General features: G+C 49.5%; 15 protein-coding genes and 1 rRNA gene. 7 read left to right on the top strand and 9 right to left on the bottom strand.

What is annotated here, in order from left to right; all coding sequences use genetic code 11:
• Positions 1–90, bottom strand: a 16S ribosomal RNA gene (locus tag EDM52_RS19605); the annotation flags it as partial.
• A gap of 392 nt (positions 91–482) precedes the next feature.
• On the opposite strand from EDM52_RS19605, the gene EDM52_RS19600 reads away from it, so the two are divergent.
• Positions 483–764: a hypothetical protein gene (locus tag EDM52_RS19600; protein WP_122910642.1), complete on the top strand. Its 282-nt coding sequence runs from the start codon at positions 483–485 to the stop codon at positions 762–764.
• A 60-nt stretch (positions 765–824) separates the two neighbouring features.
• Here the strand turns inward: EDM52_RS19600 and EDM52_RS19595 are convergent, their stop codons facing one another.
• Genes EDM52_RS19595 through EDM52_RS19585 form a run of 3 tightly spaced genes read right to left on the bottom strand, consistent with a single transcriptional unit; the run spans position 825 to position 4010 of the window.
• Positions 825–1601: a fumarylacetoacetate hydrolase family protein gene (locus EDM52_RS19595; protein WP_122910639.1), complete on the bottom strand. Its 777-nt coding sequence runs from the start codon at positions 1599–1601 to the stop codon at positions 825–827.
• Between the two features lie 32 nt (positions 1602–1633).
• Positions 1634–2833: a tRNA uracil 4-sulfurtransferase ThiI gene (gene thiI, locus EDM52_RS19590; protein ID WP_122910638.1), complete on the bottom strand. Its 1200-nt coding sequence runs from the start codon at positions 2831–2833 to the stop codon at positions 1634–1636.
• A gap of 10 nt (positions 2834–2843) precedes the next feature.
• Positions 2844–4010 carry a cysteine desulfurase family protein gene (locus EDM52_RS19585; RefSeq protein ID WP_183185208.1) on the bottom strand — a complete coding sequence of 389 codons (1167 nt, stop codon included), beginning with the start codon at positions 4008–4010 and terminating at the stop codon, positions 2844–2846.
• A 273-nt stretch (positions 4011–4283) separates the two neighbouring features.
• On the opposite strand from EDM52_RS19585, the gene EDM52_RS24805 reads away from it, so the two are divergent.
• Positions 4284–4433 (top strand): hypothetical protein, encoded by a 150-nt coding sequence (locus EDM52_RS24805; protein ID WP_183185206.1) that lies wholly within the window; start codon positions 4284–4286, stop codon positions 4431–4433.
• Positions 4434–4528: 95 nt separating this feature from the next.
• Here EDM52_RS24805 and dapF read toward each other — a convergent pair whose 3' ends face one another.
• Complete coding sequence (gene dapF, locus EDM52_RS19580) at positions 4529–5392, bottom strand: diaminopimelate epimerase (protein WP_122910637.1); 864 nt, start codon at positions 5390–5392, stop codon at positions 4529–4531.
• Between the two features lie 136 nt (positions 5393–5528).
• Here dapF and EDM52_RS19575 point away from each other — a divergent pair, with 136 nt between their 5' ends.
• On the top strand, positions 5529–6059 hold the full coding sequence (locus EDM52_RS19575) for a DUF84 family protein (RefSeq protein ID WP_122910636.1): 531 nt from the start codon (positions 5529–5531) through the stop codon (positions 6057–6059).
• A gap of 53 nt (positions 6060–6112) precedes the next feature.
• Here the strand turns inward: EDM52_RS19575 and EDM52_RS19570 are convergent, their stop codons facing one another.
• Entirely contained in the window at positions 6113–6691 is a 579-nt protein-coding gene (locus EDM52_RS19570; RefSeq protein WP_122910635.1) for a DUF4190 domain-containing protein, read from the bottom strand.
• Between the two features lie 96 nt (positions 6692–6787).
• Between EDM52_RS19570 and EDM52_RS19565 the strand changes: the two genes are divergently transcribed.
• Positions 6788–7387, top strand: a complete 600-nt coding sequence (locus tag EDM52_RS19565) for a 5' nucleotidase, NT5C type (protein WP_122910634.1) — start codon at positions 6788–6790, stop codon at positions 7385–7387.
• Positions 7388–7452: 65 nt separating this feature from the next.
• On the opposite strand, the gene EDM52_RS19560 is transcribed toward EDM52_RS19565, so the two are convergent.
• Entirely contained in the window at positions 7453–7686 is a 234-nt protein-coding gene (locus EDM52_RS19560; protein WP_122910633.1) for a DUF1540 domain-containing protein, read from the bottom strand.
• A gap of 151 nt (positions 7687–7837) precedes the next feature.
• Here EDM52_RS19560 and EDM52_RS19555 point away from each other — a divergent pair, with 151 nt between their 5' ends.
• Positions 7838–8617, top strand: coding sequence for an SDR family NAD(P)-dependent oxidoreductase (locus EDM52_RS19555; protein WP_122910632.1), 780 nt, complete (start codon positions 7838–7840; stop codon positions 8615–8617).
• On the opposite strand, the gene EDM52_RS19550 is transcribed toward EDM52_RS19555, so the two are convergent.
• Positions 8531–9856, bottom strand: a complete 1326-nt coding sequence (locus EDM52_RS19550) for an MFS transporter (RefSeq protein ID WP_122910631.1) — start codon at positions 9854–9856, stop codon at positions 8531–8533. The two genes, EDM52_RS19555 and EDM52_RS19550, sit on opposite strands and share 87 nt — an antisense overlap.
• Before the next feature lie 158 nt (positions 9857–10014).
• Complete coding sequence (locus tag EDM52_RS19545) at positions 10015–11229, bottom strand: MFS transporter (protein WP_122910630.1); 1215 nt, start codon at positions 11227–11229, stop codon at positions 10015–10017.
• A 213-nt stretch (positions 11230–11442) separates the two neighbouring features.
• Between EDM52_RS19545 and EDM52_RS19540 the strand changes: the two genes are divergently transcribed.
• Together EDM52_RS19540 and EDM52_RS19535 are read left to right on the top strand one after the other, a co-directional pair.
• The gene (locus tag EDM52_RS19540) at positions 11443–12138 is read left to right on the top strand and encodes an ArsR/SmtB family transcription factor (protein WP_245997155.1); all 696 of its coding nucleotides are present in this window, start codon (positions 11443–11445) and stop codon (positions 12136–12138) included.
• Positions 12131–13450: an MFS transporter gene (locus EDM52_RS19535; protein WP_122910628.1), complete on the top strand. Its 1320-nt coding sequence runs from the start codon at positions 12131–12133 to the stop codon at positions 13448–13450. The genes EDM52_RS19540 and EDM52_RS19535 overlap by 8 nt, the downstream gene beginning before the upstream one ends.
• The last annotated feature ends 48 nt before the right edge of the window (positions 13451–13498 follow it).

The raw sequence follows: 13498 nt of genomic DNA, 5'->3' as shown, positions 1-13498 counted from the left end.
CCGCTAGGGTCTTAAAGACCCTCGCTCGACTTGCATGTATTAGGCACGCCGCCAGCGTTCGTCCTGAGCCAGGATCAAACTCTCCAATAAAGTTTGTATCTGGTTCAAAGCTGGCAAATCATTTCATGATAGACTCATCAACGCTTTCGCTGTTCAGTTTTCAAAGAGCATTTTTTATTCACAATCGCTCGTGGGCGACCTTTTTATCTTAACACCATTCACCAGTCGATTGCAAGTGTTTTTTTAACCGCGCCTGACAACTCAGCGGCGACAACAACTAATATATCAAATCGACAAGGCAGAAGTCAAGATTGTTTTAATTTTTTTTGCTCGTTTTTTTCAATGAAACTATCTGCAAAGTGCAGAAGTTAAATATACATGAACGTTTAATGGAAGTCAACACGCATATGCATACCTTTTCATGCTTTACTTCAAACTATCCAGAACGGCTTCTCCATATCTCAGCAAAAGGCGGTGTACCTGTGACTCCAAAACCAACCTATGAGGAATATGAAAACGGGCAATACAATGAACTTTCTACAGTAGAATCACAAAGAAATGAAATCCTCCAGGAAGAATTCCCGGAAGGACCCTATGGCTCGGCAACGAACGAAGCGAAATTAGGGAAAGCAACAGGCTGGGAACCAGGACAGCATTCCACCACCACCCGCTTTACTTACGAGACGAGACAAATGCACGAAGATTTGCCTCGTCAGTACCCAGGTGCACATCCGACACATGATGAGCCAGATGAAATAGAATAGAAAAGACTGTAGAAAAGCCCCTGTAACAGGGGCTTTTCTACTTTGACATGTCATATTAGATTATTCTTCTGTTTGAACTCGCGTAGACAACGTACCGATTCCTTCGATGAATACGGAGATTTCATCTCCAACCTGCAGTGGTCCGACACCGGGAGGAGTACCGGTCAAAATCACATCGCCAGGCAGAAGCGTCATCACAGCCGATACAGCTTCCACTAATTGTGGGACCGTAAAGACCATTTGATTCGTGTTGGAATCCTGGCGCACCTCTCCATTTACGCGTGTCACGATCCGCAGATTTTGATAGTCTAACTTGGCAGCAATTGCAGGGCCTAGCGGGCAGAACGTATCAAAGCTTTTCCCACGTGTCCATTGCCCATCCTTCATCTGCAGATCCCTAGCCGTCACATCGATCGCGCAAGTGAAGCCGAGGATGTAATCGTCAGCATCCTTTGCCTTGACCTGCTTGGCTTCCTTCTTGATGATGACAGCCAGTTCACCTTCATAATGAAGATTTTCCGTCAGCTTCGGATAGACGATAGGCTCTCCTGGTCCTACAACCGTTGTCGATGGCTTCAGGAACATCAATGGTTCGGCCGGCAGCTCAAGTCCCATCTCTTCAGCGTGATCCCGGTAATTGACCCCGATACAGACCACTTTACTGGGGGCAGTCGGCGCTTTCAGTGTCACTTCCTCAAGCGGCAGCTCCAGACCTGTCATAATCGGTTTGGCTGAATGGATCTTGTAAATATCGCCTTCGATGACACGAACCTTGTTCTCTTCTTCGACCATCCAGCCATGCTTGATCTTGCCATTGCGCTCATATCGAATAATCATGCCCTAATCCTCCCCCGGTACCCCTTCTATCTTTAGAATAAATCGTTCACTGCTTCATTCGTTTTCGATGTAATTTCTTCAATGACCGTTCCTTCCACCGCTGCGTTTACAAGAGCTTCTACATCCAGTGCCTCCTCAAAACGCGCTGCCAAATAGGCTTTGGGTCTCGTCACCGGATTTTTAGGCGTAAACACCGTGCAGCAGTCCTCGTAAGGCAGGATGGACAGTTCATAGGTATCAATTTTTCTTGAAATGTCCGTGATTTCGATTTTATCCATCGCAACCAGCGGACGCAGCATCGGGATCGAGATTACTTTATTGATCGTATCCATGCTCTCCAGCGTTTGCGAGGCTACTTGTCCCAAGCTTTCCCCTGAAGCCAAAGCCTTCGCTCCCGTATTTGCAGCTACTCGCTCAGACACGCGCATCATAAAGCGGCGCATGATCGTAATCAAGTAATCCTCTGGACACTTTTCCCGAATTTGAGTCTGAATCTCGGTAAAAGGCACCACATGAAGCTTTACCGTACCGCCCCACTTGGTTAATTTGTGGGCGAGATCGCGTACTTTTTGCAACGCGCGTTCACTTGTAAACGGATAACTGTGAAAATGGATCGCCTCGAGCGTAACTCCGCGCTTCAGCATCATCCAGCCCGCTACCGGACTGTCGATGCCACCGGAAAGCAGGAGCAGTACCTTACCGCTCACCCCTACAGGCAGCCCTCCTGGACCAGCAATGGTTTCGCAGCTGATGTACGTTCCTTCTGTGCGAATCTCGATGTTGACAATTGTTTCAGGCTCATGCACGTCTACCTTGATTTTGGGCAATGCCCGCAGAATATGCGTTCCCACGATACGATTTACTTCCATCGAAGGAATCGGATAGCGCTTGTCTGCACGACGTGTCACTACGCGAAACGTCCGCGGTTCCGGGTCCAGCTGACGGATCAACTCCAGTGCTCTTTCCTTGATGGATTCGATGTCCGCATCTACCTGAATGGTAGGGCTGAACGAAGAGATCCCGAATACGCGCTTGAGTCGGTCCATTACCTCGTAGGCGTCTTCACCGTGCAATTCTACATACATTCTTCCGTAATTCCGTCTTACCTTTACTTTAAAAAAGGAACGCAGCACACTTTTCACGCTTCGTGCGAGTGCTTCCTCGAACTGATCACGGTTGCGTCCTTTCAAAGCCAATTCACCATAACGAATTAAAATGACATCGTAGTTCATGCTTGTCTCCTTATCTAGTTACGCTTTTTGTTTCCGTCTTCATGTAAGCACGCAGGCTTTTCACACACTCTCGCAAGGCTGCAACAAACTGGTTAACCTCGTCTGCCGTATTTTCACGGCCCAGACTAATCCGCAGCGACGACAGCGCACACTCTGCTTCAATGCCGATCGCCATAAGGACTCGACTCGGCTCATTTGCCTTCGACGAGCATGCAGATTTCGTGGAAACGTAAAATCCCCGCTCCTCTAACGCATGCAGCAAGACCTCTGCCTTCACGCCAGGCACCGACAGATTCATGATGTGTGGCGCTACGCCTGACTTTGGCGTGTTCACCTGACAGCCTTCAATTTGGGAAATCCCTTCTCGCAGCTGCTCCAGCAAACGCTGCAATCGTACCGTTTCTACCGAGCCCAGTTCCTCCAAGATGCGGATGGCCTTGGCCAATCCTGCGATTGCCGGCAGATTCTCAGTCCCGGAACGAACCCCAGCTTCCTGGCCACCACCCATCAGAAGAGGCTGTATGATCAATCCTTCTCTTTTAAAGAGAATGCCTACGCCTCGCGGGCCATAAAATTTGTGGGCGGACACACTCAGCAGATCAATCCCTGAATCCTTGAGCTTCAACGGTACCTTTCCAATTCCTTGAACGGCATCGACATGGAAAAGAACCTTTGGAAACTGCTTCAGCCACTTGCCGATCTCCGCAACTGGTTGAATCGTGCCCAGCTCGTTGTTCACATGCATCACCGATACCAAAATCGTATCAGGACGCATCGCCTGCTGAACATCCTCCAGTCTGACCCGACCTTCATGATCGACAGGCACATAGGTCACTGTGAAGCCCATCGATTCGAGCTGCTTGCAAACATCAAAAACAGCCGGATGTTCCACCTGCGTAGTAATGATATGTTTTCCTCTACCTTGATATTGGAAGGCAACGCCTTTTATTGCCGCATTATTGCTCTCCGTGCCGCCTGAAGTAAAAATGACTTCTCCTGGCTTGCATCCAAGATACTTGGCGGCAACTTCTCTGGCCTGCTTGAGCACGCTTTCTGCTTCCAAGCCTTTGCGGTGCAGGGAAGAGGGATTGCCATAATAGCTTGCCATCGCCCGGCTCATCGTCTCAATGACTTGCGGATGAGGACGGGTAGTCGCACTGTTGTCCAAATAAATCACTAGTCCACACCTTCCTGAGGGCATGTGCCCTAGTCTTCGCTTCATCATAACACGACTTTTCCCCGATCACATATAGCGAAAAAGCAGTCTGTATACTTATTTTCCCCACCTTTCTCCGCACAAATAGCCAATTTTATCCATCGATTGAGCGGTTGTTCACATTTCTTTCACGAAGTAACCGCTTACATCCATAAATAGGCTCTTTACTTCATTGATCGCTTTCTTTAGAATAGTCAATAAATTTAGATAAAAACAACTTAGGAGAGAACAACCATGACAACTCAAGCCATGCAAGAAAAAATCACCAAAATGGAAGCAGAGATAAAAAAACTGCAAGCCGAACTAGCCAAGATGAACAAAAAAAATACGCCCTTATACCATCGATCAGAAGTTGCCTATCTTAACGAAATGTACAACGGGTAATGTTTAAGCGTACACAAATATCAACAGCGTGACACTCAGCTCAAATTCAGGAGCTGGCATCACGCTGTTTTTGTTTCTCTGTATGCTTGTACATGTCAAGATTTTCGAGGCATCGCGTCCAGATAGACACCGGAAAACACTTCCGTCGCTGGTCCTGTCATGATGACGCGATTGTCGGACTCCCGCCACTCAATAAACAGATCTCCACCAGCAAGATGGACGGTCACTTTTCGATCCGTCTTTCCGCTTAGACAGGCTGCCACTACTGCAGCACATGCACCTGTTCCACAGGCAAGGGTTACACCTGTCCCGCGTTCCCAAACCCGAAAATGGATTTCCTGGCGATTTTCGATTTGAATAAACTCGACGTTCGTCCTCTCGGGAAACCATTCGTGAAACTCAATTTTCGGACCATAGAGACGGACTTCCTCTTCATTTACTTCATCCATGAAAATGACTGCATGTGGATTCCCCATCGAAACCGCTGTCATCGTGAACGTCACATCTTCGACCTCAATGACTTCCTCCACAGCCTGTTCTTCCGGAATGCCCGTCATCGGAATCGCAGAACGCTCAAAACGTGGCTCGCCCATGTCAATGCTGATCTGCTCCACTTTTCCATCTTCGCCAGGATACACGATCGGTGTCACGATCCCGCCCAGTGTTTCTACGGTAAATGTCTGTTTGGAGGTCAATCCGTGGTCGTAGACATATTTGCTTACGCAGCGCAGGCCGTTACCGCAGTTTTTCGCTTCACTGCCGTCATTGTTGAACACGCGCATGCGAAAATCCGCCCGCTCCGAGGGAAGAATCAAAATAAGCCCATCGCCGCCAATCCCGAAATGACGATCGCTTACCCGCCGTGCCAGTTCGGGAAGATCTACACTGCATAAATCTTCCTCAAAACAGTTGACGTATACATAGTCGTTGCCCAATCCATGCATTTTCGTAAACTTCATTCCTCTACTCCTCTTTTTTCCCTGTTTAGGTCGCTTATGTTTGTAAGAATTATCTTAACACATTGGTCAACCTTCGTGGGAAATTCGATGTAATGGTATACTACTCCCTAACAAGCAAATAAAGGAGCAAGTTGATATGGATATTTCCCAGTTCCGCTATGCCTTGGGAACGACCAACGCAGCCAAAAAATTAGCAGTGGTACAAGCTACCGGTGCAGAGCCTGCCTGTCTATCCGTTCCTTCAGGAGTATCCGATCAGCCTCTTTCCGAGGAAGAGACTGTACAAGGAGCGATCAATCGTGCGAAAGCGGTACTCGCTCAAATGCCTGGCAACGACATCGGGCTCGGTCTGGAAGGCGGACTGATGTACGATGATCGCTTTACACAGCAGTGGTATTTAATCTCCATATGTGCTGCCTGGAATGGCGAGTCGCTGTATGTCGGAAAAGGTCTCAGCTTTCCGATTCCCAGACAGGCTGCAGAACGTATCGTGCGCGAAGGAATTGAACTGCGTACCGTAATCGATGAGTGGGGGAATACGACCGGCAGCAATCAGCAGGGAGGCGCTTATGCCTTGTTGACAGACGGGCGGATCAAGCGTGCTGATGTATTCGAGCAAGCCGTGACGGCTGCGATTACGCCTTTTGTTTCTGCTTTCTATCAATGAAAAAAACCCCTCCAGCTAAGTGGAGAGGCTTTTCCCGGAAACGTGGCTAATGGTTATCGCGTCGTAAAGTACGGGTAAATGACCAAGGCACCCAAGATCCCGATAACGCCAATGGCTATTGCCCATCCACCCAACGTTCTCGCATCGCGGCGATACGCAATAATACCAAGCACGATTCCCACGATTCCCAGCAGGTACGGCCACATGAAGAGTGAGAGGATAGACAGCACCAGTCCCGTAACGCCGACACCGCTGGCTCCACTTTGTGGGCTGCCATCGATGTCTTCATCATCCGACTGGCGCGTCCGTCCACGAATCGGTTCAGCGATTTCGGCCGCCGTCTCGACGTCGGCGTCGTGTACCCCACGAGCGGTAAAGTGCTTCGTAGGCCGACTCTCCTCTTCCGTCTGCTCGGAATACGCTACTTCTTCACCATCCAGTTCACCTGTGTAGCGTTCTGTCTGTGTATACGGATCGTACTCGATTTTCCGCTTGGGAGCAGAAGTATCATCCGACAATGCGGCGCGAGTCCACGTATCGGCAGCAATCTCCGTATCGTGCAGATCCACCGTCTCAGAAAAACCGGTATCTTCCTTACGCTTCGCAGTCATACGTTCTTCCTGGTCCGTCATGGCATGCTCAGCCCCTTTAATGGAAAAGGATTTGTTGGTGAAGGAAGTAGCCTTATTCTCTGCTGAGGGTGTACAATTTAAACGGGAGGCGAGAGGATGAAATCAGAGAAAGTCCTAACGATTGGCATTGATATTGACGGTACAGTAACCTCACCAAGCAGTATTGTACCGCTCATGAATGAAAGCTTTGGCAGAAATTTACGATATGAAGACTGTTTCGAGTACAACTTGGCCAATGTTTACAATATTACGGATGAAGAGTTTGCCATCTGGCTCGATCAGTACGGCGAGCGGCTTTACGACGAGGCACCTGTACACGGGACAGCCGATCAGATATTAAGGCTTTGGCATCAAAAGCACAAGCTTGTTTACATCAGTGCACGGGAATACCGGCATCTCGATGTGACATTGAACTGGTTTTCCAGGTACGAAATCCCCTACCATGAAGTGGATTTGATCGGTTCCCACGACAAGCTTTCTTCAGCACGCAAGTGGGATGTAGACCTTTTTCTGGAGGATCGTCTGGAAAATGCCCTGCAATTGTCAGATGCATTGGAGATCCCCGTGTTTCTGTTTGATACGCCCTATAACCAGGGAACCCTGCCCGAGCGAATTCATCGGGTCCATACCTGGGAAGAAGTGAATAGCATGATGCAAAGCCTGTTTCCCAAAGCGTCCTACAGCCTAAGAGGGTAGATACATGGACGTTTTTCACAGTAAAAGACGTATCTCACCCAAATAGGCGGATACGTCTTTTCTTACTACTTCTCCTGAGACTTCGGCTTGAACGTCAGGCAACAGGTTTCGGAGGAATGTTTGGCTGTATCCTGGTGGTTAGTATCAGTGCTGCTGCCTTGACCATACTCACCAGCAAATTCTACTCTGAGGTTTTGTTGTGCATGTGCGTCGATCTCAACCAAAATCTCGTCGGCGCTGCACTTGTTTCCCTGTGCCCAGTATTCACAGTTTGCCACGCTACAGTTTACTTGCGGCATACGATTCACCCCCTAGGGGCTATCCTTCACCTCAATGTGCGAGCTTATACTTGCCAAACCCGTGCAGGCATGAAAGCCAACTGCATAGACGAATGAAGCGATGACGTGTTTAACTATTCCCATCGACCAAAAAAAGGAGACCCTGCCACCTATGACTTCTCCCCGAATTGTCGTGATTACAGGAGCCACCGGAGGATTGGGGCGTGCCCTCACCCGTCTTCATCTGGAAAAAGGCGATCTGGTCATTGCCACCGGCCGCCGTCCAGAAGCCTTAGATGCATTGACTCAGCAATTTTCGTCCCACGAGCGGTTGCATGTCCACCCCTTGGACGTAAGCAGCAATGATGCCGTACGCCATTTTGCTGCATGGGTGCAGGTACGCTTTGGGCGATGCGAGGTTTTATACAATAACGCAGGCACTGCTGTCTTCACCCCGCTAACCGACATGCGTCTGGAGGAATTGGAAGAAACTCTCCATACGAATATCGCGGGCGTGATGTATCTGACACGTGCCTTCTTACCCATGATGCTGCAAACCAGATCCGGGCATATCGTCAACGTCGCATCGCTGGCCGGACAGGTGGCCACTGCGAAAGCTGCCGTTTATGCCGCAAGCAAAGCAGCTGTCATTCGCTTTAGTGAAGGCCTCCGCCATGAACTCGCTGACACAGGCGTACACGTCACCTGTGCCATGCCAGGGCCCATTGATACTCCTTTTTTGGATAGAGCTGATCACACGGGTGTTTATCGCAGCAAGATCAGTCGCTACCTGCTGACACCCGAGCAAACAGCAGAGCGCATCCTAATAGCCGTAGATAAAAGACAGCCTGAGGTAGCGATGCCCCTACGGCTTTCGCTCCTCTCCAAGCTCTATGCCCTTCTGCCCAACTGGATGAAGCGCATCGCTGCTCCCCTGATCAATCGCAAGTGATGCGCGATCCAACCCCCGCAACAACCCAAGAGCAACAATTCCAATCACCACACAGGCGGCCGCTCCTGCACCAAGAAGTCCTTGGACTCCCATTAATGGGATCAGCACACCACAGACGGCCGCTCCTGCCGGCATTCCCGTACCCGTGATCGTGCGAATACTGGTCATGACCCGACCCAACAGCTCGTCAGGTACTTCCCTTTGCAGGTAACTGCGGTAGATGATGTTGTAGGGTGAAAAGCTCAAGCCCGCTATCCCCATCGCAAGCATAGCGATCTCCAGCCGAGTAAAAAAAGCTAACGGCAATGTTGCCAAGCCCCAGATCACAATGATTCCGCCTAGCGTCACCCCAGTTGAAACCTTCCAGCGAATTGAGGTAAACAGCAGGGAGCCGAGCAGCGCACCAACAGCCAAAGCAGACCAGAGCATGCCGAGCCCGACAGCTCCTGCCTCCAAATTCTGATTGGCATACAAGGGCAGCGCTACCTCGACTGGGCCGTATCCCATATTGAACAAGAACGTGAAGATGACCAGCATCAGCATCTGCTTGCGTCCAAACAAATAGCGATACCCCGTACGCATATCCGTCCAGAGGGAGCGTAAAAAGGGCCCCACTTGACCCGCCTTCGTTTCGGCTGCCCCAGATGGCTCCTGTCTGCCAACGAGCTGCCTGGGCAGACGAGAGAAGCAAAATGCACAAATGAGGAGGCCGATTGCGTCCAGAATCAGGACATTAGCTGGTCCGATCCAGCCGATCAGGACACCAGCGACAGCCGGGCCCAACATGTAGACTATCTGCCATTGACTCTCCATCACACCATTCGCTTTAACCAGCAGTTCCTTTTTGGGCACCAATCTGGGCAGCAAGGTCTGGGCACCCGCTGAACTAAGTGGAGATAACATACCCGCTAAGACAACGAGTATGTAGACGAAGTACAACGGAATCACTTCCATGGCAAGCAGAAGTACAAGCCCTAGAAAAATCAGACTGCGTCCGATGTTATCGACGACAATCAGCTTTCTGCGATCATAGCGATCTAGCAAAACACCCGCAACCAAACCGGCGAACACAGCTGGCAGCATATACGCCATGATGATCCCGCCCATCGCTACAGAGGATTGGGTTCGCTCCATCACATACCAGCTCAGAGCCATCCATCCCATCTGGTCGCCTAACCCGGATAAAAACAGCCCCAGCCAATACCAGCGAAAGGGCCTCTGCTTCCACAATTCCTTCATGTAAAACGCTCCTTATTACCAGCTGTCTCCATCATTATAGAATCATTATCATACTTATTCAACTATTATATATATTAATAGCTTTTGCACAATCTTCTTTAGAAGCCCTCTCCATAAAAAACCCCTTTCTGCATCACCGTAGAAAGGGGTTTTGACGATCAGGATACCTGTGTCTCTTTTCTCTTTTGCAAACGACTGTGACTCCAAAGCCAGACTGCTCCCGCTACGATCCCAAATACCGCCAACCATCCCGAGGTGACAGCACTCCCCGCTTTTTCGGCACCGAAGCCTAGAATCAGACAGCTTACGGAGAAGCTGCCCATCGTCGCCATCTCGCGAATCGAGAAAACACGTGCCAAAAAATCTGGGTCGGTCAATCGTTGAAGCTTCGTAACTGAGAGGATTGAGGAGATAAACGACGCGAATGCACAAAACAGGATGACGACAGCTATCCCGAGCAGTGGTTGGATATGGAAAACGCCATAAATACAGATCCCCATCGCTACCAGAGCCCAGCCCTGGACGATAGAAAGCTTGCTATCCGGATAACGGTCCGCCAGCTTGGCTGCAATGATTCCAGCCAAAACGCCGCCCAGTCCGAGTGGAATATCCAGCAAGCCGAAGACGTACAGCCCTTGTCCTCTCTCCTGCAAGATGTAAAACATCAGCATGATGTAATACGCCGCACAAATCCGCTCTGCCATCTGATACAGAATGACTCTCGTGATTTCTCCCTGCTGGCCGATGTATTGGAATCCTTCTTTTAAACGAACCAGGAAGCTGGTGGATGCTCGTTGAAGCGATTCGTTTAGCATTGACGGCAAACGAAGCAAAATGAGTAACGATATAAAATAGCACGCTGCATCCAACAAAAAATTGTACCGGTAAGAAAAGAGAAAGACGAGTACAGCTGCGATCCCCTGGCAAACAATAATCAGGAAGGAGGTCGTACCTTGCAGTAAGGAATTTGCCGATAATCGATCCTTTTCTTCCACCGAATTGACGATAGCCACTTGCATCGCTGGCTGGAAAAATGCACTGCAGATGTTGACCAAAATCAAGAGCAAAAAGGCCACCCACAAATAAGAAGCCGAAGTGATGAAGAAAAAGAGGCTGACAAGAATCCCCCTCAACAGATTAACCACTAGCATGACGCGTTTTTTGTTCCAGTTTTCCAGCAATGGCCCGGAAACAATGCTGGTCAGGACGTAGGGCACCTGCCGAAAAACAGTACCCGCCGCAAAAGAAAGTCCGGAGCCGCTCAGGTCATGAAGAAGTCCGACCACTGCGATAAACGTAAACTCGTTTCCAATGATATGAACGATGTGTGCGAGATATAGACGGAGAAAGACGGGATGCTTTAACAGATGCATAGAAGAACAACCAACCTCTCACCGCATTTTTCCGTATTGTAACACTTGTCGTGAAAAAATCTACATGGAAAACAGAAAAGTGGCTCTTGCTAAACTGCCAATTCAATTGATACAATACGTTCAAATAAATCTGAACGTTTAAAATTTAAAATATCGTTCAGTTCATCCGAAATGAGGTAGGTTCCTTTGAAACGATTTCTTGTTCTCGAGACATTGGATCAATTAAAAGCGATCAGCGATTCCCTCCGTATGGAGATGATCACTCATCTGGTCAAGGAAGAGTATACAGGCAAGCAGTTGGCTACGCTGTTGTCTCTTTCTCCCTCCAAAGTGCATTATCACCTAAAAGAACTGGAGCATTACGGATTCGTCGAAGTGGTGCGGACGGAAGAAAAGAATGGTATCGTGCAAAAGTTTTTCCGTGCCAAAGCCTATGATTTCAAAGTCAGCGACGCTCTGCTCCCCTCCATACAGGAGGATACGATGCTCCTGCAGGAAGTGATGCTGAACCATTTGCGAAGCAGTATCACCCGTTTGTACAATGCACCCGAGGAATCCTTCTTGCAGTTTGCAGATCAGGATAAGCGCCCTCCTGCTATGGCGTGCAGTTCAGAAATCAAGGCTCCACGCCATGAGATCAAGCAATGGCTGAAAAAATTTCAGGCGCTCATGGATGAACTGGGGCAGCTGGAAAGAACGCACCTCGCCCGAATCGAGGCTGGAGAAGTTGAGGATACCGAGGAAAATTTTTACTTGGTTACGGTCGGCTTCATGACGAACGAACGATTCTTTGAAGCCGAAGACGAATCCTTGCCCGAAGAATATGAGCATGCTCCATCCGAATTCAAGTACCTGACGGATAAGGTCGTCATTCACCGCAAGAAGAAAGGGGATCAAGGTAATGACTAGTAGTCAGGGAGACAAACAAGCCCTTTGGAAAAACAGCTCCTTTGTCCGGCTCTGGTGCGGTGCGGTCCTGTCTGCCCTAGCGGATGGCGCTTTTTTCATACTCCTCTCCTGGTTTATTGTCGATGTCACGGGATCGGAAGCGATGCTCGGCACCACCCTAATCTGCATGTCCATCCCACGTCTGCTCTTTATGCTGGCAGGAGGGGTGGCAGCTGACAGGTGGAACCGAAAGTGGATCATGACCATCTCCATGGTGTTACGCGGCCTGCTTTTGGTGGGATTCAGCCTGTTGCTTCTCGGTGAAGGAAGCAGCTGGCTGCCCTACTCCGCTTACGTACTTGCCGCTTTGTTCGGTACCGTGGACGCCTTTTTCTGGCCAGCTCGAAGCTCCATTCTGCCTTTTCTGGTAAAGCGTGAACAATTAGCTCCGGCCAATAGCCTGATGGAAATATCGCAGCAGATCAGCATGGTATGTGGTCCTCTGGCTGCAGCGTTTCTCATCCGATCGCAAAACTATCCGCTGATGTTCACGATTCTCGCTGTTTCTTTTTTTGCCGGCGCTGTGTTTCTGCTCACTTTGCGTCTGAACACGTCCAAAGCAGAAACCAACAATCTGGCTGAAACGGAAAAGGCAGCTTCTGGTTCTTATTTGAAGGATATTTGGACCGGGATTCGCTATTCGTTCTCCGTTCCGGTCCTCGCCATCATTCTGGGCACCTCACTCATCATGAACATGATGTTCTCCGGTCCAATCAATATGGGCCTGCCGCTTCTAGTCAAAGATTTGGGCTGGGACGGCAGCGCATACAGTACACTCGGAATGACGATGGGAATCGGAACCATTCTTGGAGGGATCATTACCGGTTTATGCAATGGCTTTCGCGGAAAATTCATGATCCTCCCCGTCTTCCTTGGAGTGATGGGAGCCGCGACCAGCTCCATTTTTTTCATGCAGCAGCTCTCGATGGGAATTGCTTCTATGATCATTGTGGGAATGACCCTTAGCTTGACCAATATTCCGTTGATTACCTATATTCAGAGCATCGTTCCTTCCGATAAGCTGGGGCGAGTGATGTCCTTGCTCTCCCTGATGTCGATTGGATTGGGGCCGGTCAGCTACGCGATTTGCTCGTTTGTACTGGAAAACAAACTCGCTACATCGGGTACGTTGTTGCTTGCAGGCGGAATAGCATTGGCCTTGGTCGGAATGAGCTTGTATCTATTCCGTGCGTTTCGCCAGGCTGAGCAGCATCCTAATTGGGCGACTCCTGTGACGACAATCTCCCAAGAATCTACCCCTCTGTCTTCTTGAGCACATAAAAACGCACGGGCTACCAAGCAAACGGATCGCTTGCAGCCT

Origin of the sequence: Brevibacillus invocatus (assembly GCF_003710915.1) — a bacterium.
Taxonomy (GTDB): Bacteria; Bacillota; Bacilli; order Brevibacillales; family Brevibacillaceae; genus Brevibacillus; species Brevibacillus invocatus.
This window is presented reverse-complemented; position numbering and strand designations above follow the sequence as displayed.